At 46.5% G+C, this 26,717-nt stretch carries 21 protein-coding genes and 1 pseudogene (1 of these 22 only partly in view); 8 read left to right on the forward strand and 14 right to left on the reverse strand.

Annotation, left to right across the window (positions count from 1 at the left end):
* Together yunB and SY83_RS00485 are read right to left on the reverse strand one after the other, a co-directional pair.
* On the reverse strand, window positions 1–385 hold the 5' portion of the coding sequence (gene yunB / locus SY83_RS00480) for a sporulation protein YunB (RefSeq protein ID WP_407944603.1). 413 nt of this gene lie to the left of the window's left edge; only the first 385 of its 798 coding nucleotides appear in the window; its start codon is at window positions 383–385; the stop codon falls past the left edge of the window.
* A gap of 97 nt (window positions 386–482) precedes the next feature.
* Window positions 483–1,049: a hypothetical protein gene (locus tag SY83_RS00485; protein WP_068603293.1), complete on the reverse strand. Its 567-nt coding sequence runs from the start codon at window positions 1,047–1,049 to the stop codon at window positions 483–485.
* Between the two features lie 97 nt (window positions 1,050–1,146).
* Here SY83_RS00485 and SY83_RS00490 point away from each other — a divergent pair, with 97 nt between their 5' ends.
* A complete protein-coding gene (locus SY83_RS00490; protein ID WP_082882226.1) occupies window positions 1,147–2,067 on the forward strand; it encodes an AraC family transcriptional regulator in 921 nt (306 codons plus the stop codon).
* A 53-nt stretch (window positions 2,068–2,120) separates the two neighbouring features.
* Here the strand turns inward: SY83_RS00490 and SY83_RS00495 are convergent, their stop codons facing one another.
* Together SY83_RS00495 and SY83_RS00500 are read right to left on the reverse strand one after the other, a co-directional pair.
* Complete coding sequence (locus SY83_RS00495; protein ID WP_082882227.1) at window positions 2,121–3,254, reverse strand: glycoside hydrolase family 88 protein; 1,134 nt, start codon at window positions 3,252–3,254, stop codon at window positions 2,121–2,123.
* Window positions 3,255–3,340: 86 nt separating this feature from the next.
* On the reverse strand, window positions 3,341–4,267 hold the full coding sequence (locus SY83_RS00500; RefSeq protein ID WP_068603298.1) for an AraC family transcriptional regulator: 927 nt from the start codon (window positions 4,265–4,267) through the stop codon (window positions 3,341–3,343).
* A gap of 131 nt (window positions 4,268–4,398) precedes the next feature.
* Here SY83_RS00500 and SY83_RS00505 point away from each other — a divergent pair, with 131 nt between their 5' ends.
* Together SY83_RS00505 and SY83_RS00510 are read left to right on the forward strand one after the other, a co-directional pair.
* A complete protein-coding gene (locus SY83_RS00505; protein WP_068603300.1) occupies window positions 4,399–5,394 on the forward strand; it encodes a hydroxyacid dehydrogenase in 996 nt (331 codons plus the stop codon).
* Window positions 5,395–5,405: 11 nt separating this feature from the next.
* Window positions 5,406–6,185: a sugar phosphate isomerase/epimerase family protein gene (locus tag SY83_RS00510; protein WP_068603302.1), complete on the forward strand. Its 780-nt coding sequence runs from the start codon at window positions 5,406–5,408 to the stop codon at window positions 6,183–6,185.
* Between the two features lie 53 nt (window positions 6,186–6,238).
* On the opposite strand, the gene SY83_RS00515 is transcribed toward SY83_RS00510, so the two are convergent.
* From SY83_RS00515 to SY83_RS00525, 3 genes are all read right to left on the reverse strand, one after another.
* Window positions 6,239–7,240 (reverse strand): hydroxyacid dehydrogenase, encoded by a 1,002-nt coding sequence (locus tag SY83_RS00515; protein ID WP_068603304.1) that lies wholly within the window; start codon window positions 7,238–7,240, stop codon window positions 6,239–6,241.
* Window positions 7,237–8,082 (reverse strand): sugar phosphate isomerase/epimerase family protein, encoded by an 846-nt coding sequence (locus tag SY83_RS00520; protein WP_068603306.1) that lies wholly within the window; start codon window positions 8,080–8,082, stop codon window positions 7,237–7,239. Before SY83_RS00520 ends, SY83_RS00515 begins: the two co-directional genes overlap by 4 nt.
* A gap of 111 nt (window positions 8,083–8,193) precedes the next feature.
* Window positions 8,194–9,048 carry an AraC family transcriptional regulator gene (locus SY83_RS00525; protein ID WP_068603308.1) on the reverse strand — a complete coding sequence of 285 codons (855 nt, stop codon included), beginning with the start codon at window positions 9,046–9,048 and terminating at the stop codon, window positions 8,194–8,196.
* Window positions 9,049–9,229: 181 nt separating this feature from the next.
* Here SY83_RS00525 and SY83_RS00530 point away from each other — a divergent pair, with 181 nt between their 5' ends.
* A complete protein-coding gene (locus SY83_RS00530; protein WP_157279755.1) occupies window positions 9,230–10,321 on the forward strand; it encodes a Gfo/Idh/MocA family protein in 1,092 nt (363 codons plus the stop codon).
* Window positions 10,322–10,374: 53 nt separating this feature from the next.
* Here SY83_RS00530 and SY83_RS00535 read toward each other — a convergent pair whose 3' ends face one another.
* Complete coding sequence (locus SY83_RS00535; protein WP_068603310.1) at window positions 10,375–11,496, reverse strand: Gfo/Idh/MocA family protein; 1,122 nt, start codon at window positions 11,494–11,496, stop codon at window positions 10,375–10,377.
* Window positions 11,497–11,670: 174 nt separating this feature from the next.
* On the opposite strand from SY83_RS00535, the gene SY83_RS00540 reads away from it, so the two are divergent.
* Window positions 11,671–12,876: an AraC family transcriptional regulator gene (locus SY83_RS00540; protein WP_068603312.1), complete on the forward strand. Its 1,206-nt coding sequence runs from the start codon at window positions 11,671–11,673 to the stop codon at window positions 12,874–12,876.
* Window positions 12,877–12,927: 51 nt separating this feature from the next.
* On the opposite strand, the gene SY83_RS00545 is transcribed toward SY83_RS00540, so the two are convergent.
* A complete protein-coding gene (locus tag SY83_RS00545; RefSeq protein ID WP_068603314.1) occupies window positions 12,928–14,865 on the reverse strand; it encodes a glycoside hydrolase 5 family protein in 1,938 nt (645 codons plus the stop codon).
* Window positions 14,866–14,996: 131 nt separating this feature from the next.
* Between SY83_RS00545 and SY83_RS00550 the strand changes: the two genes are divergently transcribed.
* Entirely contained in the window at window positions 14,997–15,917 is a 921-nt protein-coding gene (locus SY83_RS00550) for a helix-turn-helix domain-containing protein (RefSeq protein WP_068603316.1), read from the forward strand.
* Between the two features lie 60 nt (window positions 15,918–15,977).
* Here the strand turns inward: SY83_RS00550 and SY83_RS23415 are convergent, their stop codons facing one another.
* The 5 genes and pseudogenes from SY83_RS23415 to SY83_RS00565 all read right to left on the reverse strand — a co-directional run bounded on the left by SY83_RS23415 (window position 15,978) and on the right by SY83_RS00565 (window position 25,458).
* Window positions 15,978–16,259, reverse strand: coding sequence for a hypothetical protein (locus SY83_RS23415; protein WP_231891331.1), 282 nt, complete (start codon window positions 16,257–16,259; stop codon window positions 15,978–15,980).
* Window positions 16,260–16,386: 127 nt separating this feature from the next.
* A pseudogene (locus SY83_RS23420) lies at window positions 16,387–17,306 on the reverse strand (alginate lyase family protein).
* A gap of 40 nt (window positions 17,307–17,346) precedes the next feature.
* Entirely contained in the window at window positions 17,347–17,499 is a 153-nt protein-coding gene (locus tag SY83_RS23430) for a hypothetical protein (protein ID WP_231891333.1), read from the reverse strand.
* A gap of 316 nt (window positions 17,500–17,815) precedes the next feature.
* On the reverse strand, window positions 17,816–19,174 hold the full coding sequence (locus SY83_RS00560; protein WP_197479927.1) for a heparin lyase I family protein: 1,359 nt from the start codon (window positions 19,172–19,174) through the stop codon (window positions 17,816–17,818).
* A gap of 248 nt (window positions 19,175–19,422) precedes the next feature.
* Window positions 19,423–25,458, reverse strand: coding sequence for a CBM96 family carbohydrate-binding protein (locus SY83_RS00565; protein ID WP_068603320.1), 6,036 nt, complete (start codon window positions 25,456–25,458; stop codon window positions 19,423–19,425).
* Between the two features lie 301 nt (window positions 25,459–25,759).
* Here SY83_RS00565 and SY83_RS00570 point away from each other — a divergent pair, with 301 nt between their 5' ends.
* A complete protein-coding gene (locus SY83_RS00570) occupies window positions 25,760–26,203 on the forward strand; it encodes a cupin domain-containing protein (protein ID WP_068603322.1) in 444 nt (147 codons plus the stop codon).
* A 63-nt stretch (window positions 26,204–26,266) separates the two neighbouring features.
* Window positions 26,267–26,665, forward strand: a complete 399-nt coding sequence (locus SY83_RS00575; RefSeq protein ID WP_068603325.1) for a helix-turn-helix domain-containing protein — start codon at window positions 26,267–26,269, stop codon at window positions 26,663–26,665.
* Window positions 26,666–26,717 lie beyond the last annotated feature (52 nt).

A 26,717-nucleotide genomic window follows, 5' to 3' on the forward strand; every position in this document is an offset into this window, starting at 1 on the left:
CGAGTGGAATCCGTTCGGGAATATCCTGCATGTCGTCCAAAATATTTTGCACAACACCAATGGTTTCTGAAGTAATCTTCATATGTTCCGCGTAATTTAGCATGAAGCCCGTAACCTTACCATTCGCGTCTGTCTTCCAATCAATCAGTTTCTGCGAATTCTCCCCTTGCGCAATACGATCCGATATGGCTTTATTAATGGCCTGCGTCGCGATTTGCTTTACCCTGATTTTGGCGACTTTCATTAATGGAGGCCGGAGATTTTTCTCGATAAAAATAAAACTTTGCAACGAAAAGAAGAACATGATCACAAGCACGACGAAAAACACCTTTTTCCTGCTGCCGGGCTTGACTGTCTGGCTTCTCCATCTTTTTCTGCGCATCATGAGCAAGCACCCCCTGCACTTAAAGGATATGCCGCGCCCGTACAAAAAAGAAGAAGCCCCTCGAAGGGACTTCCCTATTGGATTACTGAACTCAATATTAAGTTGCCTCGTATGTATATTGAATGAGACTTAGAAGCTCTTCCCGCTGTATGCTTTGCAATAACTTGGATAAAACTTCGGTACCGTCGCCTCTTTCTTGTTCGATGACCAGATCCGTGAAGGCTAATGCATCCCAATGTTCTTTTTGGCCAAATGAGATCAGGCTCGCAGGTAATGAATGTCCTGTTGCAAGGCTGGACTCTATAGAACGTTGCACCTGATTCTGTGGATTCGTCCATCCGGTTAAGTGCCCCGCTTGGCGAAACCAGTATTTCGCGTTGGAGTAGTCTCCCTCCATCCTGTGCATAACGCCGTGCCAGTAGGCTCCGAGGGAATCCTGTTCGATCTGCTGGGCAAAGGCATGGGAACGGTTCAGAGAATCATTTAATAAATGTAAGCCTGCTTTTAACGCGACCGAAGCTACCAGATGTTGATTTCCTTCTATAGATAAAGAAGCAATTTCATCATCAAGCTGAGCATTCCAGACTGTTGTCGGTGTCAGGGGTTGCATGGGTGTACGCGCTTTGAAGATGTTTATCATCTGTTCAGGTGTCGATGTGCTCATTAAACACGCTCCGTTCAATTATAGAATGATATAGTTTCATTATAGTTGGAAATTTCTTTTTTTTCATGCGAAAATATATTAAACACAAATCTATTAAATGGAGAACAACATGAACGAATTCCCGATATATACATACAAAGGCGTGCTGGAGGAGAATTTCCCTTTCAAAATCAGTGTTCGTGAAGGCGCCGTTGTGAATACCATCCTGCACGCGCATGAGCATCTTCAACTCTGTTATGTGATGACAGGCAGTTGTTTACATTATACGGTGGGCAAAGAATTTAACCTTACCAAAGGTGATTTACTCTCCATCCCTCCCGGTTTGGAGCACAGGCTGTCCAATCGTGAAGAGTGGCCGATTCAGCTCATTCAAATTGACTTCATGCCCCATTGTATCAGCGAAAACATGAAGGACCTCTCCCTCATGCACACATTCATGGACTTTGCGTATATACAGCCCTTTATATCCGAGGAGAATGTGTTACCGAAGCTCCATTTTGCAGGGCATAAACAGATTCAGATTGAAGGGCTGATTGGTACGTTACTGACGGAATGGGCAGATCAGGAAGAGAACTTTCAACTGGCAATCAAAGCAGAGCTGCTGAAGCTTCTGGTGATGATCGGCAGAGAATATACCCGTTATAAAGAAGGCAGTGGTGAGAAACAGAAGATTGCTTATCATCACGAGGCATTCTATGAGGCTATAAGATATATCGATAAACATTATGATGAGGATCTAAGGCTTGAGGAGCTTGCGGCGTTGTCTCATATGGCCCCGTCTTCGTTCAGTACCATGTTGAAGATGGTAACCGGGACAAGCTATATAGAGTATGTGACGATCCTGCGGTTAAATAGCGCTGCCGATTTATTAAGGACAACCGACCTGAATGTTACGGAGATCAGCCTGCGAACAGGTTACAATCATCTTGGACACTTTACCAAAATGTTCAAAAGACATACGGGGCTCACGCCCGGCGAATACCGTAAACTCCAAAATACATTCACACCACCTAATTAACATTGAAACGCCCACCTCCTGAGAAGTGAGCGTTTCAATGTTTTCTTATATGACTACCAATATCCCTTCCCCTTGCCTAACAACCGCGTAACAGCTTCCGCAAAATAATAATCGCCATAAATCAACGAGCAATCGATATCCGATCCTGCGGGATGGTGTCCGCAAGCGTTAACCAGCAGACCTTCGTTGTCAGGCAGTTCCTTCGTGCTGTAATTATGATATAAACTTTGCAACGTGTTATCGGCGAATTGAACATACTTTTCCTTCTCTTCTCCCTCTACATGTTCCGCAAGTTCAAGCAAGGAGGCTGCCGCAATGGCTGCCGCGGACGTGTCTCGCAAAGCTTCCGAGGGGTTCGGTACAGAGAAATCCCACAATGGAATAAAATCCGGTTCCACACGGTCTATATACACCTCCGTCAGCTTACGTGCAAGTTCGAGGTATTTCTTGTCACCGGTGTACTTATAAGCATAAGTGTAGCCTCCGATCGCCCAAGTCTGACCGCGGGCCCAACAGGAATCATCGGCATAACCTTGAAAGGTTTGGCCAAACTTAGGTTGCCCGGTGGAAGGATCAAACACATACGTATGGAAGGTGGTGAAGTCCGGACGAATAATGGTGTTCGCGCAAGTGTCCGCGTGCGCTACCGCAACCCGCCGGTAATCTTCATCTCCTGTTTCTTCATACGCCCAGAACAATAAAGGAAGATTGTACATACAGTCAATAATGATTCTGCCTCTGTTTTCTTCACTGAATGCTTCACCTGACTCCCAGACGTTCCACGCTTGAATGAACTGCCCCGCTTCATTAAATCGCTCCTTTAGCCGGTCAGCCGCATCCAACGCGATCTTCCGTGCTTCCAGGTTTCCGGTTAATTTGTAATCCGCTACGAAAGTCGGCATGTAGAGAAACCCGATATCATGATCCAATGTTTCTTGTTGCTCATACAGTCTTTGGGTAAAGCGACTTTTGGAAGCCCGCGCAGCGGCGCTGAACTGTTGATCCCCGGAAAGTTCATAGCACAGCCAGTTTAGTCCGGTCCAGAATCCCCCGACCCAGAACCCGTTATCCGCGAATTTATATTTCCCTTCCGCCGTACCTGTTGGAAGCTGATCTCCGAAAGAGAGAATATTCTGTTTCGTCTTTGTCAGAATAAATTGTGCGGCCTGCTCCAATTGAGTTGTCATGCTTAAACCTCCATGCGCTTTTTCTTTTATGATAAGCCATAGGTTTTTGTTTTTCTTACACTTTTTGATGAAAAATGTGCACTTTTCTAAGCTTGTTTACGATAGGCCGATGGTGTGACACCTGTGTGTTTCTTGAATACGTCAATAAAGTGGCTCGCATTGTTGAAGCCGGATCGGGAGTACACTTCGGTTATTTTCATCTCGGTTTGCAGAAGCAAGCCCTGTGCGCACTTCACCCTTAGGGAATTGATATAGAATGTGAAAGGATGTCCTGTAATGACTTTAAATATACTGCTGAAGTAAGCTGGTGACATGTAGGCTATAGCCGCAACTTCGGCAAGGTGAATTTCTTCTGTAAAGTGATTCTCCATATATTCAATGGCTTTAATCAGCGCCTGTTTCTTGCTCTGGAATAGATTCCGGTTCTCTCTTCCGCTCAGAACTTCGTTAAACTCTCTCCCCGCAATGATTAATAATCGGAGCATCTCCGCACGAACAGCGAGTTGAAACATAGGTTGTTGCTGTTCCAACTCTTCCCTGATTCGATTAATGGTTCGCTCAACCTGTTGTTGCGACTCTAGCCGCAAATGCAGTCTCGGCAGAACATGTTCAGCCGAATTCAGCAGGGGGTGCAGATAGGCGAAATCTATAATCTTCTCTAGTTGATCTGTATGAATCAGTTCCTCTTGCAGGAAACTGGGCAAAAAGTCGATTTGTGCAATCCAAATTTCTTGACCATTCACCTTCTTTAGCCTATGGGTCATGTGAGGAGGGATGGAGAAGAAATCTCCCTTATATAACATGACCTCCATATTATTAATGTAATGATGACAGGAGCCTTTCAGCACATAGCAGATCTGGAAGAAATCATGCGCGTGAGCCTGCTCGGGCAGGGTGTCAGCTTCTCGGTATGTAAGGGTGAACGGAAACGGCTCTTTCAGAAAATGGATATGTCTGTAAAATGTAGTTAACCCTGTATGTAACTGTGTATTGATTGAGTTCATTGTGCTCATTGGGTTCCTCCGACTCTAAAACTTCTGATGCTACTGGATAAAATACCATAAGTACTTCAAAAAATACCGCAATTATTATATTCATTTAATCATTAAACTAGAGTAAAAGTTAGATTTAAGGAGGATTCACAATGAATTTCTTTATCACTTTACAGGAAGGCCCGCTTCGCGACCAGTTCTTTCCCGGAAATATCATAGATAAATTGAATGCGCTTGGGAATGTATCATTTAATGAACAGGGGCGAACGATGACGGAGGAAGAACTCGCGGAAAGCTTACGGGACACGGACGTCTGCATCACTCACAGTTGGCTCGGGTGTCCCGTTTTTAATGAGGTTTCTCTAAAGCATGCCTCCAGACTAAAACTGATTGCCCATGTTTGCGCTTCTGTCGGCCCCTTCATCACAGAACAAGTTTATAGCCGAGGCATTAAAGTAAGCAGCGCCAACGCTATTATGGCCCGATATGTCGCTGAAGGTACCCTTGCTTATATGTTGTCTTCGCTTAGAGACATTCCCCGGCATGATCATGCGATGAAACAAGGTTCCTGGACTTCTTTTCCGAAAGTCAGTCTAATGAACAAGAAAATCTCATTAGTCGGATTAGGCACCGTCGGGAGATACTTATTGGAAATGTTAAAGCCGTTTCAGGTATCCGTACGCATCTATGATCCTTATATTACAGAGGCGGATTTGTTGCCTTATCCGGAAGCCGAGCTGCTTTCCACGTTGCAAGAAACTCTGGAGTGGGGAGAGATTATATCCTTACATGCCTCCCGAACTAAAGATACATTCCATCTGTTAAACAGTGAGATGCTTCGCTTCATTCCGGACGGAGCCCTCTTGATTAACACTTCCAGAGGAGCCCTCATCGATGAGAAAGCCTTGATTGGGGAGTTAAGTAAGGGAAGGTTCCGCGCGGTACTCGACGTTTTCGAACAGGAACCGTTGCCGGCTGACAATGACCTGCCCGCGTTAGAGAATGTCATTCTTCAGCCTCATTGCGCCGGAGATACGGATTATGCAGGCTATACGCAAGGATTAATTGAGGAAATTGAACGTTTCATCGCAGGAGAACCTTTGCAGTTAGCTATACCCTATAAGCAATTTAAACTCATGACAGTGTAACGGAGGCAACCATGAAGCTTAGCTACACCACGTTGGCCACCCCCGGATACACGGCGAAGGAATCAATATTTGCTGCCAAAAAATACGGATATGCCGGAGTCGACTTACGTGTATCCGATCTCCAAACAAACATTGACATTAACGAGGTCAGGGACACAGCACAAGCTCAAGATATTGCCATAAGCAGTCTTCTATGTTATCCGCCCCGAATCCTTCCATCCCAATCGTCTTGGGAAAGCTTTAAACAAGATTTATTGCGAGATTTAAAATTGGCCGCCGCTGTCGGCGCTCCGTCCATTCGAACGTTCTGTCATATTCCGGATAACCTGACAACCGAGTGGTATTTTGCCAAAACTACGGAATTGTTGATTGAGATCTTGGAGCGGGATTCGTCGGATGTAAATATTTATATCCAAAATCATCGAACCCATGCGACCACACGACAAATCCTTAAATTATTGGACCTTGTTTCCCATCCCCGTGTCGGATTGCTGTTCTCACCGGATCATTGCATGAAACTGGAGGAGGATCTGCTGAAGCATCCTGAACCGTTGCTGCCCTACGTCCGTCAGCTTTACATAGCCGATGTTTATCCGAAAGAGGATGCGTTTCCCGATGTTCTGCCTGGATTAGGCAAAGTCCCGCTCGAGGAATTGGTGCATCAATTTAAAGAAGCCCGATTCCAAGGATGGGCCAGTTTTAAGTGGGAAAAGACGCATCATATGGACCTGGCTGGCCCGGAGATCGCCCTGCCTCATTTTATCAACTTTATGGCGAGAGTTCCCCTATAATATAGAAACAGCCCTCCCGGGAAATAACCCAAGGAAGGCTGTTTTTTTATATTCTAGAATGAGGTAGAACGACTGTAACCTTCGCGAGTCACGAGCCCCCGCGGCAAATCACCTGCTGTAAAGCGCTTCAGGTCTTCGACGACAAAATCGCCCATCGCGGTCTTGTATTTCCGCGCGAATCCGCCGATATGAGGCACACATAATACGTTATCAAGCTGAAGGAGCGGACTGTCAGGGAGTAGAGGCTCATTATGGTAGACATCGATAGCCGCGAAGAGGCGGCCGCTCTGAAGCTCATCCAGTAACGCTCGCTCATCCACTATGCGCGCTCTTGCCGTGTTCACAAACAGTGTTCCGTTCTGCATCAAAGCCAGCTCACGCGCCCCGATCATGCCTTCTGTGGAAGATGTCCATGTATTGTGAAGCGAGACAATCTGGCTGGTACTCAGCAGCTCCTCCAGACCACACAGTTTCACACCCATCGCTTCAGCCTGTTCCTGAGTGCAATACCGGGAAAACAGCTTGATCGTAACCGGAAATCCTTTCAGGAATGCAATAACATTGCTTGAGATTTCGCCGTAACCGATAAGCCCTATGGTCTGACCCCCAAGTCCCATCACGGTATCCTTGGCATTATTGCACCATGTCCCTTGTTGTAGTCGTGAACGGTACCCTGTCAAATCCCAAGCTCCAGCCATCATAAGGGCTACCGCCGCCTCCGCGGTTGATTTAGCCAATACAGGGTTAGCACTTGCAACAATAATATTTGTATCGTAAATATCCTCATTCACTACAGCTACAACCGTTCCCGCCACATGACCGACATATTTTAAATTAATACCTCTAGCCAACACTTCCGCCGTTACTCGCGGTGATCCCCAAGACGTGAGATAGGCGTCATAAGGAGCTATACGTTCCGCCAAATCCTCCGAAGTTACTCCTTCACCGATCTCGAACATATCAACATCAGAGAATGTACGTAAGTTGTTTAGAACCTGTTCTTGAAAGAACATATCCATTAATTCTTGGTTGTTAATGCCAATTAGCGTCCTCATGAGGTTCGTCTCCTCCCTTCGTATGCGTTCATGCGTTTCGTATATTCAGGAAAAATAACCTCTGGCTCCATGCCCGGAACCTGAAGTTCCTTCCGCCACTTCGTCTCCCACTCCAACGAATAGAATCCGTCGTAGCCAGCTTCTTCAAGTGCCTGGAGAATAGACTGTATCGGGGCTTCGCCTTCGCCGAACACCGTATACGTCCAGTCATGATCCAACGGATCCTCGGAACGAACTCCGTCTTTCATATGGACATGCGCGCAATCTTTGCCCAACAGTCGAATGGTGTCCGCGAATGACTCACCGTCCTCCAGCGGATGCAGGATATCGTAGATGACTTTGAAATTTCCCCTCCCGACCTCATCCAGTAAAGGACGGAGCACCCTTCCCATCGCGTATTCATTATGTGTTTCCAACCAGATTTCTCTTCCGTGCGCTGCCGCCGTATCACAAGCTTCCCGCAGAAGCAGCACCATATTCGCTTCATCCAAGGGTTGGAGCGGGGTGTTAAAACGCGCAGCGAAGTTTCCCAGGAAGACGCGAACCCCGATTGCTCCGACAGCCTCGGCAAGCAGAATCGCTGTTCGAAGATGCTCCATCTGAGGCTCTTCATCCCGAGCCCCTAGAAAGCACACACCTGTCCCTAGATCCGTAACCGCGATTTCCGCTTTCCGAAAGGCTTCGCCTACTGCCCTGGCTTTCTCAAGCTCCATTCCGAGGAAGATCAGACCCTCAGGGCCTTCTCGCAGTTCAATGCCGTTAAAACCATGTTCCTTGCAAACCGCAATATGCTTGTCTATGGACCAGCCATCGCATGGAAGCGAGCTATATGCTAATTTCATCAACAGAAATAACCTCCAATTCAAGTCTCTAGCACTCTAACTAGACTATACCTTGGAGGTCATGCGGAATAACGTACTATTCTACCGGAGTTCATCACAATTTCTACGACATTACTTTCCGGACCGATACTGCAAAGGAGTAAGACCCGTCGATTTCTTGAAGACGCGATGGAAATGGCTTGTATTGTTAAAACCCGTATCAAAACAAATCTGAGTCGTGCTCAAGTCCGTCTCGCACAGCAAATCCATGGCCTTGCGAATTCTCAGGTCATTGATATATTGCACAAAGGTCTGCCCTTTAAGCACTTTAAACATGTAGCTGTAATAGTTTGGCGATAGCGCGGCCCGCCGAGCGATGTCATCCAGTGACAAGGTTTCGTGCAGGTTCTCATGAATATAGCGCACCGTGTCCAGTAAGAGTCTGCGTGAACTGTTTCCCTCGAGAGTTTCATGACCGCCTTGATCTGTATGGCGTAGGGCTGTATTCTCCTTGCTTTCCCGAAACAAGGTAACCAGCAATTTCAATAAATCCCCTTTGATCACATGTTGATAACCTTGCTCCCGCTTCTCATGTTCCGTTTTCATGTTGTTCAGCAGTTCCTCAATTACGATCTGGTTCCTTGGCGAGATGCGTATTTTTGGAAACAGCGGGAAAACGAGATCTTCCTCCTTGCCTCCAAGAACCACAGGCATGTAATCCAGTTGCACAAGCTCCACTTCCTGTCCCTCGACCGGCTCGATCCTGTGGGCTAAAAAAGGTGGGATCGCCATGAGATCCCCTTTCACAAGGGCAAGAGACTGTCCCTCAACATGATGCATGCAGATACCCTTTGTAATATAGCATAACTGCAAGTGCTCATGAGCGTGATACTGACAGTTAATCGTTTCTTTGGTCCTGAGTTCCATCTTGAAAGGAAAATCAGCTTCCATCATATCCATATAGTAGTAAATCAGCGGCGTGAGCATAGCGATTCAGGCTCCTTTTCAGGATATATACACCATTTTATCACATTAACAGAGCTAACCCATAGCAACCCTTCGCATGTAAAGAATCTCAAGATGGTTGCTGAATTTCTCATCGTTTCTAGGGAATCAATACGTCTATAATAGAAAGACAGATAAACATGATTACAGAGGAGAACTGAACATGGGACAGACAAGCAAGGTGCGGATCGCGGTTGTAGGATTAGGGTTCGGTTCAAGCTTCGCCAAGATCTATAAAGACCACCCCGATGTGGAATATGTGGGTTTATGTGAGATTAATGAGACAAAGCTTCATGAAATAGGGGATGCGCTTGGCATTGAACGCAGACATACAAGTCTTGACGAGGTCATCGCTTCCGATGCTTATGACGCCGTACATCTATTAACTCCGATTCCGTTGCACGCCCAACAATCGCTGGCGATTCTGAATAGCGGGAAGCATTGCGCGTGCGCCGTCCCCATGGGTACGACCCTGGAGGAACTGCAAGCTATTGTGGATGCTTCCAGAACAAATCAGAGAAATTATATGATGATGGAAACCGCGGTGTATACATATTATTTCCTTATGGTGAAGGAGATGGTGGAGCGCGGCGAGTTTGGCCGCATTCAATTTTTGCGCGGCGCCCACTATCAGGACATGGAGAATTGGCCTGCCTACTGGTCCGGACTTCCTCCTATGCACTATGCTACGCATGCGGTATCTCCGTTACTTGCAATCAGTAAGAGCAGAGCCACCAAAGTTCACTGCTTCGGATCCGGCTATATGAGGGATGAGTTAAAACAAAAACACGGTAATCCTTATCCGATTGAATCCGCCATCTTTCAATTGGATGACGGTCTGCTAAGCGCGGAGGTTACGCGGACCTTGTTCCATACCGCTCGGGGCGGATTGGAATCATTTAATGTATACGGCGAGGAAACAAGCTTTGAATGGCATTTGCATAACGAATCTCCCATCTTGTTCAAGAAGAAAGAACAACCCCCCGGGGCTTGGGGTTTACAGTTCGAACCGCATCCGGTTTCGGAGAAGCCTGACTTTCGCCACCTTCTGCCCGAGCAAATCGCTCATCATGTGAACGGAGGACATCACGGTTCCCACCCTTACTTGGTGCATGAATTTATAAGCAGCATCGTGGAGAAGCGAAATCCTTGGATTGATGCGGTCACTTCCGCCAATTGGACGGCAGCCGGGATTTGCGCCCATCAATCAGCCATGAATGGCGGCGCTGAAATGATTATTCCTTCTTTCAGGTAGTTATAAGAGCCACGCTCTTGCGTAAATCGCAAGAGCGTGGCTCTTTGTTGTTTCTACACCAGTTGTTCTTTCTTTCTAAAGTCAGGAAGTTCGACTTTCACCCCGCCTTGCATCGCCGATTCATGGGCGCATAACCCCGCGCATGTCCAGTTGGCCGACGTAAACACATCCGGGAACGGGGCCCGCTCCTGCACAATACTCATGAGGAATTCATGTGTTAAGTGTGGATGCGAACCGCCATGACCACTGCCTTGCGTAAAGGAAAGATGCTGATTTCCGCTATCATCGTAAACCCCTTGGGTCGTAAACTTGCGGATTTCTTCCGGCAGCAAATGTCCGTAATCGGGTACGGTTACCCTTTCGCCTTTCTCGCCGGTGAAGAGGATAGGTTCTTCTTTCTCTTGCTGTTGCCATTCGAAGCTCATCCGGTCGCCATAGATATCAAAACTCTCGACATATTCCCTGGCGGTTTCAAACAGCGAACGGGTGACTTCCATCGCCACAGGCGAATCCTTCAGTTGAAACAAAGCCGATTCCACCGCGAACGGACTGCCATAACGATTGGCCAAGTTACTGTCAATCTCTCCGGAACCAAGGCATACAACACTTCCCGCTTCCTGGTCGGCAAGTGCAAGCAACGGGCTAACAGCATGCGTAGCGTAATGCATCGGGGGAAGACCTTCCCAGTAGCCGGGCCAGCCCGCCATCTCCTGCTGATGAGCTCCCCTCATAAATTGAATCCGCCCCAGTTTCCCGGTGTCCCGCAGTTCCTTCACAAAGAAATATTCACGGGTATAGACCGCGGTCTCCATCATCATATAGTTCTTTCCGGATTGTTGCTGAGCCGCGACGATGCGATAACAATCCTCCACCGAAGTTGCCATAGGCACGGTGCAGGCCACGTGCTTGCCTGCCAACAGCGCCTTAATGCTTTGATCCGCGTGATCCGGGATCGGGGTATTAATATGAACCGCATCAATATCCGGGTCCTGAAGCATGTCCTCATAGCTTACGTACCTTCTTTCAATGCCGAAGTGGTCTGCCACTTCGTTTAACTTATCAGCGGAACGTTGGCACAAGGCCACTAGTTCGGCATGGGGATGAAGCTGATAGATCGGAATGAATTCCGCTCCGAATCCTAAACCGACCAGGGCTACTCTAATTTTTGATGTCATTCATTATATCCTCCGCTTCCCTATTAAGCTTATTCAAAACCTAATCCTAGAATATCGCTAGGTCAGGTCGCAGTCGATGAGGAAATACGTTAACATCTTAAGCTTTTTTACATTGACAATAAAGGTAGAAAGTTTTATATATTAGGAAAGAGGTAATGTTAAGGAGATTATTACATGAACAATATTACACTTCCCGTTAAATCATGGGCAGAGCTGACCGACAAGCCTGTGAAGCATGTCGCCCTCCTCATTGAAACCTCCAACGAATATGCCCGCGGTTTGTTAAACGGGATCATTTCCTATACACGTACACATCGTCCCTGGTCTATATACCTAGGTGAACATAGTCGTCTCGATACGGATTTCTCATGGTTATCTCACTGGAACGGTGACGGGATATTGGCTCGCATTGAGACCAAAGAGATGGCCGAGCTTGTTCATTCTCTAAATTTGCCGACTGTGGATTTAAGCGCTTCCCGACTGTTGCCGCATCTGCCCTGCGTGGAAACGAATGATTGTACCATTGCTAAGTGGGCCGCTGAACATCTTGTGAGTCGCGGATTCAAATATTTTGCTTTCTTCGGGGATGAGGCTTTTCCTTGGTCGGAAGCGAGATTCCGTTATTTTAAGCAACAATTAGAGCAACAAGGGCATGAAGTTCATCTCTATCATCACCGAGCGAGTTCAACAGTAATCGAAGATCGTAAAGCGATGGCGGAATGGATTCAGCGACTCCCCCGGCCCGTGGGAATTATGGCCTGTTACGACACCGCGGCTCTGAAATTGCTGGAAGCCTGCAGATTAGCGGGAGTGAGTGTCCCTGAGGATGCCGCCGTCATTAGTGTGGATAACGACAGCTTACTCTGTAATCTATCGACGCCATCGCTAACCAGCATTCAACCTGACACGTTAAAGACAGGATATCAAGCGGCGGCTTTGCTGGATCAGATGATGTCCGGCGTAACCATTGAGCCTGCGGTGTATGCCGTTGAGCCGGTTGAAGTCGTTACCCGCATGTCCTCCGATATCATCGCGGTGGATGATCGTTATGTTGCGGAGGCCGTTCAATATATTCGTGAACATGCCTACGAAGATATCAAGGTTCAGGACTTGCTCCGGGTCATTCCCCTCTCCCGCAGATCGTTAGATCATCGTTTCTTGAGGGCCTTAGGCCGTACCCCCCATGAAGAAATTGTAGCAGTGAAGATGAAGCTGGTGATTCGGCTGCTGGTAGACACCGATTGGACATTACCTGTAATCGCGGAACAGATCGGCTTTAAGCATGCCGAGTACATGAGCGTCGCTTTCAAGAAGTTCACAGGCGTTTCACCTGGATCTTACAGAGAACTGCACACAGGAACCTCGCCCCAGCAACATTAACACAAAGAAGAAGCTGCGCGTATGGAGTGCACAGCTTCTTCTTTAAATCCTTTAGCGGTTCAATTGAACAATAACCGCTTCATTCGGCGGCAGGACAGCCGCGTATGAACCATTGCTTCCTTCCGGACCGGCGCCGTATAATGTCTTCTCCAAGTTCCATCCGTTCTGCAAAGTCAGTGTCGCCTCTCGGGGTTCAGGCGAATAATTAATCATCACCGCGATACAGGAATCGGCATCCTGCATATGCTCGGTAATCCCGACCTGAGGAACATCCACCGTCACCACGCGTTCATGTCTGATTTCTTTCGTAATTGAATCATACATTTTCCAGTAAGGAAACTCGTCCGGCTTATAACTGACGCCGGTTTGCTGCGACATCGCGAGCTCCAGGGGCAGGGAACAGAAATAAACAGTACCTTTCCCGTAAGACGCTTTCGTCAGCACCGGATTTCCATCCGGCTCAGCGGCCAGCACTTCAGCTCGATCATTGCGATACTCCAGCTTGAAGCTGCCTGGAAGCTTAAGCCCCACATCGCCATCCGCGCCTTTAAGTACAGCCTCCGCCTCTTGATCGCGGCGCCTGCGATTCTGTACGGTCAGACCGGTCAACTCAGCGAAATTCAGCATATATCCGTCATTGGACGAGATATATAAGGTCGCGCCGTCACGCACTTTGCCCAATAATTGCTCCCATCGTTGCTTCGCAACACCAAACACCCCGGTAACGCAAGGTAACAGATAAAATTCGGCATCCGGTAAAGCTTGCTCTTCGTATCGGAAATCAATATCAAACCCGGCTTGCTTCGACAGCAAGAACGCGCCCAGCGCTGTCGCCCAATAATCTTGCGCGCTGTTGAGGATACAGATGCCATCCACCCTTCTTGCCGGAAGACGATCGAACGGAAGCTCCTGAATCAGCTTCTTAATCCTGCCTAGCTCCTGCAGCGCCGGCTTCACTCGGCCCTCTTCTGTCATAAGCCCGAGTTCACCTTCGCAAGCTACCCAATCATACGGCGCATGTTGCAGTTTCGTTTGATCGTTGGCGCACCACCACAGCAAGCCGTTCAGTCCGTGAGCCCACTGGGAGAACATACTTGTGCGCGCGAAACTCGCCGCCACCTCTTCGCTGCATACCATCGGTCCCATTGTACCCATTTCCTCGGCAAAACAGGGCTTTTCCCCAATCTGTCCGTAGAACAAACTTTCTACAGTCGCGTGAATGGTGGGCCGCATGGTCGTTAACGGATCGTAATCCATGTATTCGGTCCAGAACGGGTAAGGATGAGTGGTCAAGATATCCGTCAGTTCCCCTTGATCCTGCATAGTCCACGCTCCGCCAGGCGATAGGCTGTGCATGCCGGAAATGAGCGGTCGGTCAGCATCGACGGCCTTAATCGCGTTCGCGATGGAAGCTGTCCACACATACGCCTCTTCCCGCTTGTTGACTTTACCCATTACGTTACATTCATTCCCCAAATCCCATGCGATGATGGTGGAAGAGAACTTCATTTGTTTGACAAAATAGTTCACGAACTTCACTTGCCACCGGATCGAATCCGGGTCTGTCAGGATCGGTTTCCCCTGCAAAGCGGGAGGCACGAACAATCTTCCGCTCATCCATCCGGTAATCAAACCTACGATGATTTTCAGATTATGGCGCTCCGCGATTTCCGTAAACTGTATAAATCTCTCCATCATGGGCTTGGACATTCCCGCGCGTCCCGCCTCATCCTCAGGCAACCGTTCTTCACCGAACCGATAGCCGAAATGCTCGCCTTCTCCCGCATACATACTATGAATCGGCTGAAAATCCGGCCACAGGGGGAAGACGCGAATCACTTCAATGCCGGCTTCGGAAAGCCTCTTTAAATCGATGTCAACCTGCTCTGGCCGCCAATCTGACCACATGGCTGTTCCCGCATGAGATGCCCAATAATTGCAACCTACAAAAAACGTACTGGGAAGTTGTAATAATACATTGTTGCCCATCTATAATTCGCCTCCGAATATTTAAATTAAAACCATACTCAGGTTACAAAATATAGCGGTTTCATTCTATAATAAACCTATCGAATAATATAACGATTCTATTTTTCCGGGCAAGGGAGTATACGAACAGCATGAAGCCTTATTTTGAACAGAATAAAAACCAGAGCGGTGACAAGGGTGTCGACCGTCCGTTCTATGTAGGTTACCTTTCCACGGAGCAAGAAGGATATTCTATTCCACCTCATTGGCATTATCATGTGGAGATCATTTATATGGCGCTTGGGTGCGCGGTGCTTACGACTGGGAGCCAAAGCTACGAGCTTAAGGAAGGAGATATGGTGCTCATCCATCCCTGTGAAGTACATTCGGTGACGGTGCCGACTCACATCCCTTCGCTGCATTATGTGGTCGGCTTCGATCCGGAGCTGCTCCGGCCTATGCCGAACCTGGCGTTACAATTCGGTTATCTGCTCCCCTATGCAGCATCGTTACCTCATCGGAACAAGGTGATATCCACGGAAGTTGAAGGGAAGAATCAAATTCGCGACTGGATCGAGGAGATGCATGATGAGTACCGGAATAAAGCTCACGGGTTTGAATTGGCGGTTACGTCGATGCTATACAAACTTGTTGTATGGATGTTGCGCCAGGGCGGAGAACGTGATGGGGAACATCCAACGCTCTCTATTGAAGATCCGGTAAAATTGGAGTTGTTCCGTAAGACGTTGGTGTACTTGAATGAGAATTGTCATGAACAGCTGTCGGCAACAGACGTCGCTCAGATCAGCATGATGAGTTACAGTCGTTTTGCCTATTGGTTTAAGCAGCTCATGCAAACTTCCCTCACTTCTTATATTCTCTTTCTACGCCTGCGCAAAGCTGAGCAACTGTTGCTGAACAGATCCCAAAGCATTACGGAAATCGCATTGGAAAGCGGATTTAATTCGCCAAGCTACTTTATCAAGCACTTCAAGCGCGCCAAAGGCGTTTCCCCCATGCAATACCGCAAGCAAATGCTTCAGCATACGGAAACGGAATCTCTTAAGAAATAAAACCTTGAGCTCAACGGCGTACTACTACTAAATCATACGGTCCACCACTGCGGTATACTACTAATTAGTTAACTTCACTTGATCCACATAAATCGTGCCTATTCCTCCCCACCCACCGGAGAATTCGATGTTATCAGCATTGCGGAAGCCGATACCGGATGCCTTTAGTTCATTATTGACATAATAATCAACTTTATCTGTTACGGGATTAGCAACCAGCTTGATCGTGTACCAAGTGTTAGGCGACAACGTCTGGAGCACTGTATCCGACCCTCCATTATTTCTATAGACTAGTCTGGAGGCTGCAGTAAACATTTCCACGGCATAAGTATCGTTATTCATCAATCCAAATTTGGCAAAAGGAAACAGCGTATTATAGATGAACTTCCACTCCGCCTCAATGAAGCCATGCTGGTCCGGGAAGAACTTTTTGGAAAAGTTGCCCCAGCAGTATTGGTGTCAGTAATCTTTAGGCATTTATCGGTCGTACCGGGAACGTCAAATACGGTAGCGCTGGAATTTGCAGAGTTCGAAATCGTCCAGCCGCTAGGCGGGCTTCCGGTTGTATGGGTATTAAAAAATTCTCATCAACCAGCTTGATACCCACTTTGGTAATTGTGGGGAAGCTCCATGCATAATGATGCCCAACATAAATAATCGACCTTCTCTCAGCTGCATAGGACTCGTAGTCCGGATCGTCGTAGTAGGAGGACATGGCTTCGAATAAATCGTAGCTCCACATCGCTGTTGTATCCGGAACCCCAGGGTTCGTATAATGAGGCCACTGACCAGGATTTTTTAAATAATATAACAGATAATCAAGAGCACTTTTCAGTGTTCTGCCGCTTGGAGAAGTCCACTGGAACAAATCTGTGCCTGTGGCTTCTTTCGCAATATGCGCTGCAGCTGTCATCGGCGCTAGTGCAAAGTAGGTATACCGAAGCCCACCATCTCCTCGTGCGGTCTCCTTGGGCATTGAACCATCTGCGGCAATACTCTTATCAATTTTGCCATTTAGACGAGTGATCTCATTATTCAGGTTTACTGTATCGTCTCTGTAATAATAGGCAGCCATGGCGCCATATGTACCCCAGTCTCCCCAGTTGTTCTCATGATTCTTAATATAGTTCGCAACCTTGGCAATATATACTGTATCAACCCAGTTCGCGAAGGCTGTCTTGCCTTCTGTGCTCCAACCGCCATATTTCTTAAGCAACTCAGCAGCGTGAATAAACCAATGCCTGAGTAGGTCATGACTAAAGTGCCGTCAAACCCACTAACCGAAGTATTATTAAAAGCCCAGTCATTTAGAAAAGTCTTTGCCTTGTCAGTATAAATGTTGTTGCCGGTAATTCGATACGCCAGAGCAGTGGTATAAGCAGCTCTCACATCCCTGTTCAGGAGCGCCGATGCGGCATTGCGTCCTGCTTTACTGGTAATAGCTTAGATCCGCTATAGCACTCGACTCTTCCGACATGTAGCTATCTGCTCTGGCAACCAGCGCATTCTTGGAATCCAACCAAGGTTGGATTCCATTCGAGGCGTTCCCTTTCGCCGAACTCAGTTGGAGCTCCGAATGCATTCCTCCTGAATGGTTAAAAGCCATTGCACCCGAGGCCGATACCAATTGAGCAACTAAGCTCAGGGACGTTAACATTAGCACCGGTTTACGAAACCATTTTCTTATGTAATTGTTCCAGCCGTACCTTTGCCTGATTTGTAATCGTTTTCACGAATAGAGAAATAAAAACTTCAAACTTCGGCGTATGAATGATGTTTATGTAAATTCAATCCCTCCTCCTGAATGCATTATGTATGTAAACACATGGCACAACAGCGATTATGCTATCATGCCATGTAGGATACAATGATTGTGATTATTTCAATGACTTTTTGGCTTATTGCTCCGGCCGAACCATATTGAAACCCGTTTTGTAATCATCGAGTGAAGTACTCACCTGATATACTCTTGCCTGATCCGTATAGTTGGTACGCTGTAATGTGCTGTTACTCCAGTATTGTCCGAAGGTGAAGTTGGGCGCCTTCACATCTATTCCTGCCAAGGAGCTGCTGTCCTGATATTTGTCAAACCATGTACTTCCATAGTAATTCAGGACTTGTTTATATCCGCCGCCATCTTCTGCCATCCAGATCTTAATAAACCCATCCGTGGTATGCCTGAATTTTGCATGTATGACAATGTCCGTCCATACACCCTTTTTAATGGGGATGAGAGTAAATTCTTTGTTGATCAGGCCTGCGCATGAAGCTTTCGCGGGGTCCTGATGCTGTAGCGAATATCTCCAATTCCCTTCCCAGAGTGTTAGGTGATGACCGGATCCCCCATGCCCTGACATTTCACAATTCGGCTTGGTAGCAGGGGCCGTTGTAATATTACTGAACCGCAATTGGCCAACGATTTGCCTCAGGGTATCCGTAAAGGTTCCATCATCCGGAATAAAGTAGGAAAGGCCATAGTAATAGCTGTTCGTCTTGGCATCGTACTTAGTCCAGTCATCATCAATCTCGGCACGTTTCGGATCCCCTGATGTAACATGCTTAAAGGAACTTGTCCCTCTCCTAACCGGATTGGACACATTTGTAATGGAACTGGTGCCCTGAATAACTGTTTTGAATGTTCCAAGATTGTCTAGCGCATACTCGATTATGGTACCACTTGGCGTACTCATACCTATAATCCGCACATCATCGAAGCAGCTGCTGCCGTATACAGAGAGCAGCCCTGCCTTACCGCTCGTAAAGGCAGTATCCTGCACCTCAAGTTCAAGCTTGCCATCCACATAAAAACGGATCGTGCTGCCGTTCATTTCGGCACGGAAAGTGTACCATTTATTCGTATTAAAGGTAAATGCCTTGCTCTGCAGAATAGTCAGGTTAGAATTATTTTTTTTCTTAATCCGAAGCTCGCCTGGTGCTTCATAAGTAAACATGTAGTAGTTATCCGCATCCGTATATCTGCCCATCAGTCCGACGGATTGAGTGGTGGGATCCCCCCAATAGTTGACTCTCACCTTGGATTCTACAGAATAGTTGGACCATGTGGATTCCCCCGCTACTACCCTGGCTAGTGAGGTGCTATAACCCGCCCCGTAGGTTTGGGTCCCTTCGCTTGTGATAAACCAAGTACCGCTAACCGTAGTAAATTCGTTTGCCACTCCATTCTCGAAGCTCTCCCAATGAGGCAGTGCCAAGGCAGCTTGGGCGCTTGGAGTGCCGAAGAGTCCACCAGTTGTCATGAAAGACAGTGCCACGACTAAACATAATGTCAATAATTTCTTGTTAAAAAGTGATCCCATACATTAATCATCTCCAGTTCATTTTCTGTAATCGCTTACAATCTTCTTAAAAACAATTCGATCTCTGCGATGAAATAGGCTACCCATCCCCCCCCTCTATAAACTGGTATTATATGTATACACATGGCAGGACAGCTATTCTGCTATCTTGCCATGTGAGATACAATTATGGATTTGCTTGCCGTTTTTTACTTCTTGCGCTTGGTTACAACCGCCAATACCTTGCTTGCACCCGATTCATTCCCTGCCGCATCGATAGCCTTCACCGTCATTCTGTACAAAGTGCCATCTTTCAAACCAGTAACATTATATGTGGTACCCGTTATTGTGCCCAGCAGCGTACTGCCGGAGAACACCTTGTAGCCCGTTACGCCAACAGCGTCTGTAGATGCCATCCAGCTTAACTTAAATGAGGTGTGTGTTATGAGAGATGCCTTAAGCCCAGCCGGAACTGTCGGTGCTTGTGTATCTGCCGGGGGTACTACAACGGCTGTATTCGTTGTGACAACCAAAGCCTCGCTTGCATCCGATTCATTCCCTGCCGCATCAATAGACTTAACCGTCATATTGTAGTCAGTTCCGGCAGTCAAACCTGTAACTTGATAGACTGTTCCGGTTACTGTATCCAGCAGCGTGCTGCCGGAGAATACTTTGTAGCCGGTTACGCCAACATTATCCGTGGATGCCGTCCAGCTTAACGTAAACGATGTTTGCGTTACTTTGGATGCTGCCAGGTTGGTTGGTCCTGTCGGAAGCTCCTGATCTGGAATATCTTCTCCTAGTACACCGATTTCGGAGAAGCTGTTCCAGCCACTGAGCGAATTTCCATGTCCAACCACCCTAAAGTACCTTGCGTCTACGGGGTCAAATGTAAATGTCTGCGGTTCCAAGGTTAAACCACTGCTTACACCCGTGTAAACCTGTTTCCAGGTTACTTTATCCGTGGATACCATAAGGTCGAACTTTGCCGTTCTCTTATTTCCGCTAGCAAATGCGATCCGTGCAGTATGGATTCTTTTCAATTCGCCAAAATCATACTGAATCCAGGCTCCGTCAGGAAGCAAACCCCAATAGCTAACCAAATCGTTGTCTAGAGTCGTGTAGTCCCCGGTCGTTGGAACCTTTAGGATGCCTGAAGATTCCGATTCCTCAACCAGGTTCACATGGACATTGCCGACCCCTGTATTGAGTACCATATTGTATTTAATGGTATACGTTCTGTGATTGCTGCCATCCTCCGAGGTGACATCAATCTTAAACTCTCCAGGCAGTTTGCTCGGTGCTGTAATATTTACTTTTGCATAACTGTCTGAAGGAATAACTGTTAATTCCGGCGGCACTGTAGTTTTTAATGTGTATTCGTAATTCAGCGTGTCGGCAGAGAAATTATTCATCAAGATGCCGTTCTGATACACTCCGGCAATACTGGCATCCGTACCTTTGGTTCTCTCGCTAACCGTAATGTTGGATACCTCCGTAGTCATGGTGTTTATATCAACTGTTATTTTTTTGTCTCCAACTTCAAAGGTATACACCGAGCCAACACGATTAGTCAGACTTACTTGCTTCGGTGTACTGGTTTTGCTCGACCATGCGAATGCAGAAACGTTCTGCCATACAGCGGTATTGTTCTGTAAACGGTACGCCAGCTTAGGAGTAGCCTTGTTATCACGATCATAGTAATTAACGTTCTCTGCTTTCACCGTTACACCGTCCGGGGTTAACGGGGTAAATTCAAGCTTGGACTTCTGGCCTACGGTTAAGTACTTCGAACCTGTTTTAATAAAAGTGTTTTGCTCCGGGAAGAACCTTAATTCCAGATTTTGTGGAGCATTTAGGGCGAGATCATCTACCACAATCAGTACATCCGGCTTCAGATAGATCATATGCCTTTTATACTTAGTCAACCCTTTGTTCACATGATATTGTGACGCAGCATCACCAACAAAATAATCTAATGCCAGTGTTGAAATATGCTTATCAATGGTAGGTGCAGCATGTTGGGCAGCCATTTGCTCCGTATCGCCACCGCCCCACAATGGACCGTTCCCTAAATCACCATTGGCATTGCCGTCTCCCAGCTGGCCAAGATTATTGATCAGGAGGGTGTTGTGGCTGCTTGTATACTTTGCTGCGTAACCATCATCTCTGATTTGCCATTCGCCATTGCCGAATATGCTAAAATGATTTTGATCCGGATGTACATGTCCTCCATTTGCATATCCATCTTTACTGCCTGGGTTCAACTCTATCGATTTTTTCCCGACATAAGCCCCCGATTTGAAATTAACTAATGACTCATCACCTGACCAGTCGCTCCTAGCGTACACCAGTCCCAAATCATCAAACAATTTTAAGGATGGCTTACCCGCCGTACCAGGATCAACCGGTAAGAGAGCATGATCGTAGAAGAGCAAATCACCAAAATCCATTGTATTCCTTGAATCTATACCTTTTTGGATGAATTGCTCAACAAGCCACTGTGCCGTACCATCCTTATATAATCTGGCTAAATTTCGAATTAATGAATTATTTGTTTGGCCGTAATTATCCCTGAAGGTATCTTGTGAATCAACCATAAAGTTCAGAGTCGAACTGGCATTAATCGGCAGCGAGTTATATAATCTGAAATCAAAGGTATGTTTAACCCCTTCGGATTCAAAATAATTGATACCTAAGAGCTTATTGGTTACCTCCATGTATTTTAATAAACCGCTTGTACCATAACTCCAATATCCGGGTCCCTCTTGACTGCTGCCATCATCCGATAAATAGCCCATAACATTGTCCAGTTTTTCTACTGCTAAGTTAAACCATCTTTTCGCTGCAGGGTAATCCCCATAAATAGCTGCCCCTGCAAGCTCAAGGCCACCTACAGTCAACCAAAGATGATTATTCAAATAACTGTACATGAACCAACTATACTGCTGATTTTCACCGGCTAAGGTATTATACATGTACTCGCCCATATAAATCAGCTTGTCAAGAATTAACTTCCGTTCAGTCGCATTTAAACTGTCTTGTAACCAGTCATATACGATGGCAAGTGATTCTAGCTGATGTGCGGGTGCAAGGTCACTGTTCAGATTCCACTGGGTACTTGTTGGTTCATGACCCTTCCCCCAAGTATTATAGCTGACAGATGCCATGGCCCACTGTTTGGCTGCCATAAGGTATTTATTGGGGTCATTGGGCGCAGCTGACGCTGTGTCAGAAGTTACGAGAATCGTATCCATCTTGAGCTTAATATGTTTGTATTTGATATCCAAGTTGTGTCGACCCTTAGAAAGGTTATTCAATGTGGTAACTTTTACCCACTGCCACTCATGAATCTTACTAATCGTAGGTGCTGCAGTTGAATATGCTCCACTGTCAACGCTATAGAAGAAGCCATTTTTACTCACGTTATCCGTCTTCACTCTTACCCATACATCATAGCTTCCTTGGCTTGCGTCAAATGAGTAGTTGATATCGCCTGTTGCACCATTCGCAGGGGTAGCTGTTACATCAGAACCCGTTTTCACAGTAACATATTTAGCTCTGGAAGCCGTCGTATCATCCGAATAGATCATCATAGGAGAGGTTACGATCGCATCCTCCACTTCCTTCCAATGCTGCTCAGTGCCAACCCCGGAAGGTGTAAACGCCGCATCCGCCGTTATCATGAGTTTATCCAACTTGGCAGTGGTCATGACTTTTAGGATATGCTCACCTTCTGCAAGGGAGGAGAAATCGGCTACTTTAACCCATTTCCAGGCTCCTGCTGTAAATGCAGGGGCTTGCAGATAGTTTCCGATGTCTGCTGCCAAGTGGAATACAGGATTTGCAGAATCCGTGGATACTCGGGCCCATACTTTATAAGCCTGTGTGGCTGGAAGAGTAACCTTGAATTCCACATCCGCTTTTTCAGCAGGTGTTGGTAGTGCTGTAATGCTTGTTTTACCGGTATCCACATATTTGCCGCCGGAAGCAGCATCATCTGTTCCAGATGCAGTGGTACCGGTGAAAGTTGAGTCCTCCGCTTCAAACCATCTTGTATCCTCTACTGATTTTTTTTGTGTTAACAGTGCTGAAGTGGCTAGGTTTTGAGTAGTACTGGCAACAAACTTTTGCCACAATTCCCCCAGATCACCATCTGTAAAATTAACGGCTGGAGGCGTCTTTAATAGTTCATTAGCTTCTTGCAGCGCAAATTTATTCCATAATGCGTTGTGCGAACCATTAGGTAAAATTGCGGCTCTAAGCTCACTCACCCTTTGGGCATCTATAAAAATTTTTGGGTGAACATTAGCGTAAGTATTGAGTAAAGTTTGATTAATATTGGGAACATTCTTTGCAAAATTAAGTACAGGCTTCCTTGGAGCAAGAGCGGGATTCGGAATCGGCCCTGCCGCAAAAATATTTGTTAACAAAGCATCCGTTTGAATATTTCCTGTGCTGTCTTTCAGTGTATTTCCCAAAACCTTGATTACATTGCTGACGCCCAACAGAGGGTTAAGGAAATCAATAACCAGTTGATTTCCGTTCAAGCTGACATTGTCCCATACTGTAAGAGGTTTAAAGGTTACCCCTTTATCATTAGAAACCATAATGGCATTTTTCAGATTCGCAGTAGTGTTAAGCGTAGGAGCTTCACTTAAGGTAACCGCTACCTTCTTTTGATAATTTGTTACATTCACATTGTTTGCCGTAATCTGAGCGCCGTAAATTGTCTTGTAGACAACAAGAAACGGCTGCTGTCCGACATATCTTTCTTTCGATTTAATATTTCTCTGCGGAGCCCCAAGCACGTTTACCAGAACGACGTTCACTTTCTTGCCAAGAGCCTTCTGCGCAAGAGCATAGGCGGTAATATCGGCTTCAAAATATCCACCGGTAGTTGGCGTCATAACAAACTCGCCTACTTTTTCCCCATACGCACCGCCATCCGGCCTGGTATTCCAGGTAAGGGTCGCCTCATCCCAGGTATCTGTGTTGACTGCGTAAACGTAAATATTCGATGTTACGCTAGAAGATTCGCTGTATACCTTCAATGTCACTGTAATACCGTTGGTATCAGCAGGTATTGAGGATAAACCAGCCCGCAAATACCCTCTTTTGGAATTTGTCAATGCGGCGTCGGTTTCCCTTAAAATGATTTGGTTAGGAGATGTCGCTCCATTGTAAGTCACATCTCTTTCCGCTAATACACTTGATACATAAGCGTCTGCTTCGGGCAAAGTGTTCGCAAGCACCTCTTTATTCAGAACAACCGGTACTCCTGCCAAGGGCGTTGAGATCAGATCGGCTGTATTGGTATTCTCATACGCATCTTTAAGCGCACCTGCCAAGACCTTGATCTTATTGGTAGCTCCTGATAGCGCACTAGCCAAAGTAACTGTCATTTGTTTGCCATTAATTGCGACCGTATCTCCTGCTGCTAATGCCTGAAAGCTCACGCCATTAGTAGCAAGATTGACCTTACTCTTCAAATTGTCCGACGTATTATCGGTCAGGTTCTCATCGAAGTTCAAAGTGATGCTCTTAAAGTCCGCACTTACGCTTGAACTTTGAATTTGAGGGGCTTCAATATCCTGATCCACAACCAGGAATGGCTGTGCGCCGACATATGCTTCTTTGGTATACATTTTCACGGATTGCGAATTACCGGTGCTATTTACAAATAGAATGCTTGCTTTACCATCCTTGACTTTCTCGTTTACAATGTAACTGGTTATGGGTATTTCATAATACGCTTTAGCAGCACCGGCCTGGACAATAAAGGATCCGAGCGGTACAGCATCCGATAGCGGCTTAGTATTCCAGGTCACTGTCGTTTCATTCCATGTATCATCCGATACGGCATATACACTCACCGTAACCGGTTGTGAATTGGTTTCCGGGAACGCATGTACTTTAACCCTTGCACTGGAAACTTTAGTGCTGGGTACATTCGTCAAATCAAATCTCATCAATGCCTGCCAGGTGTCAGCGGGATTATTGCTTCTCAACGCCGCTTGGCTGGCCCCCGGATTATCATAGTTCGTATCCGCAAAGGGCTTTCCGGATGCTGTATCCATCGTCGTTCTCGATATAATCCCTGCATCAGCCTCCGGCAGGAAGGGAGACAGTGCAGCCGCTTCCGCTTTCAGTTCAGGGAACGGAAGAATTCCCCCTATTGAAGTTAACAGCATGGTTAAGATCATTAGCATGCTAATTGATCGACTTGCCTTCTTCTTTCTCACTAATGATACCTCCTTTTGAAATAAGTAAGCGCCAATAAACTAATGATTCATTGCACTAAGATGAGCACGCTTTCACAAATGCGTGTTCGATACAACTGAGATCCGGTTTAAGCAGATCTTTCATTGTCCCTCCCCTCTCTTTATCATTTTCATTATAGATCTCTTGGTAAAATTTCCTGTTAGAGTATATTTGGAAGAATCAATGAGAATCTTTAGAAGTTGTTCAAGATGAGAGAATTTACTTTCCAAAACATGCTATGTTTAGAGTACCAGAAAATCGAGGATACCTTAGGAGAACGACATGAACGAATTTCCGATATATCCATACAAAGGCGTGCTGGCGGAGAATTTCCCTTTCAAAATTAGTGTTTGTGAAGGTACCGCAGTGAATACCGTCCTGCACGCTCATGAGCATTTGCAACTCAGTTATGTGATGACAGGCAGTTGTTTACATTATACGGTGGGCAAAGAATTTAACCTTACCAAAGGTGATTTACTCTCCATCCCTCCCGGTTTGGAGCACAGGCTGTCCAATCGTGAAGAGTGGCCGATTCAGCTCATTCAAATTGACTTCATGCCCCATTGTATCAGCGAAAACATGAAGGACCTCTCACACATGCACACGTTCATGGACTTTGCGTATATTCAGCCTTTTATATCCGAGGAGAATGTGGTACCGAAACTCCATTTTGCAGCACATAAGCAAATTCAGATTGAAGCTCTGATTGGTTCACTAAGAACGTAATGGGCAGATCAGGAAGAGAACTTTCAACTGGCTATCAAAGCAGAGCTGCTGAAGCTTCTGGTGATGATCGGCAGGGAATATACCCGTCATAAAAAAGGCAGTGGTGAAAAACAGAAGATTGCTTACCATCACGAGGCATTTCATAAGGCCATTCGTTATATAGATAACCATTATGATAAGGAACTAAGGCTGGAAGAGCTTGCGGCGCTGTCCCATATGTCCCCTTCTTCATTCAGCAGCATGTTAAAAATGGTAACCGGGTCAAGCTATATAGATTACGTGACGAATCTACGGTTGAAAAGCGCTGCCAATTTACTTAGGACAACCGATTTGAATGTGACAGAAATCAGCCTGCGAACGGGATACAATCATCTTGGACACTTTACGAAAATGTTCAAAAGACATACAGGACTCACTCCCGGTGAATACCGAAAACTCCAGAACACATTCACACACTATTGAAACATAAAACGCTCACTTCCTGAGAAGTGAGCGCTCCAATGCTGTCTTACAT

The organism is Paenibacillus swuensis (assembly GCF_001644605.1).
Taxonomy (GTDB): domain Bacteria; phylum Bacillota; class Bacilli; order Paenibacillales; family DY6; genus Paenibacillus_N; species Paenibacillus_N swuensis.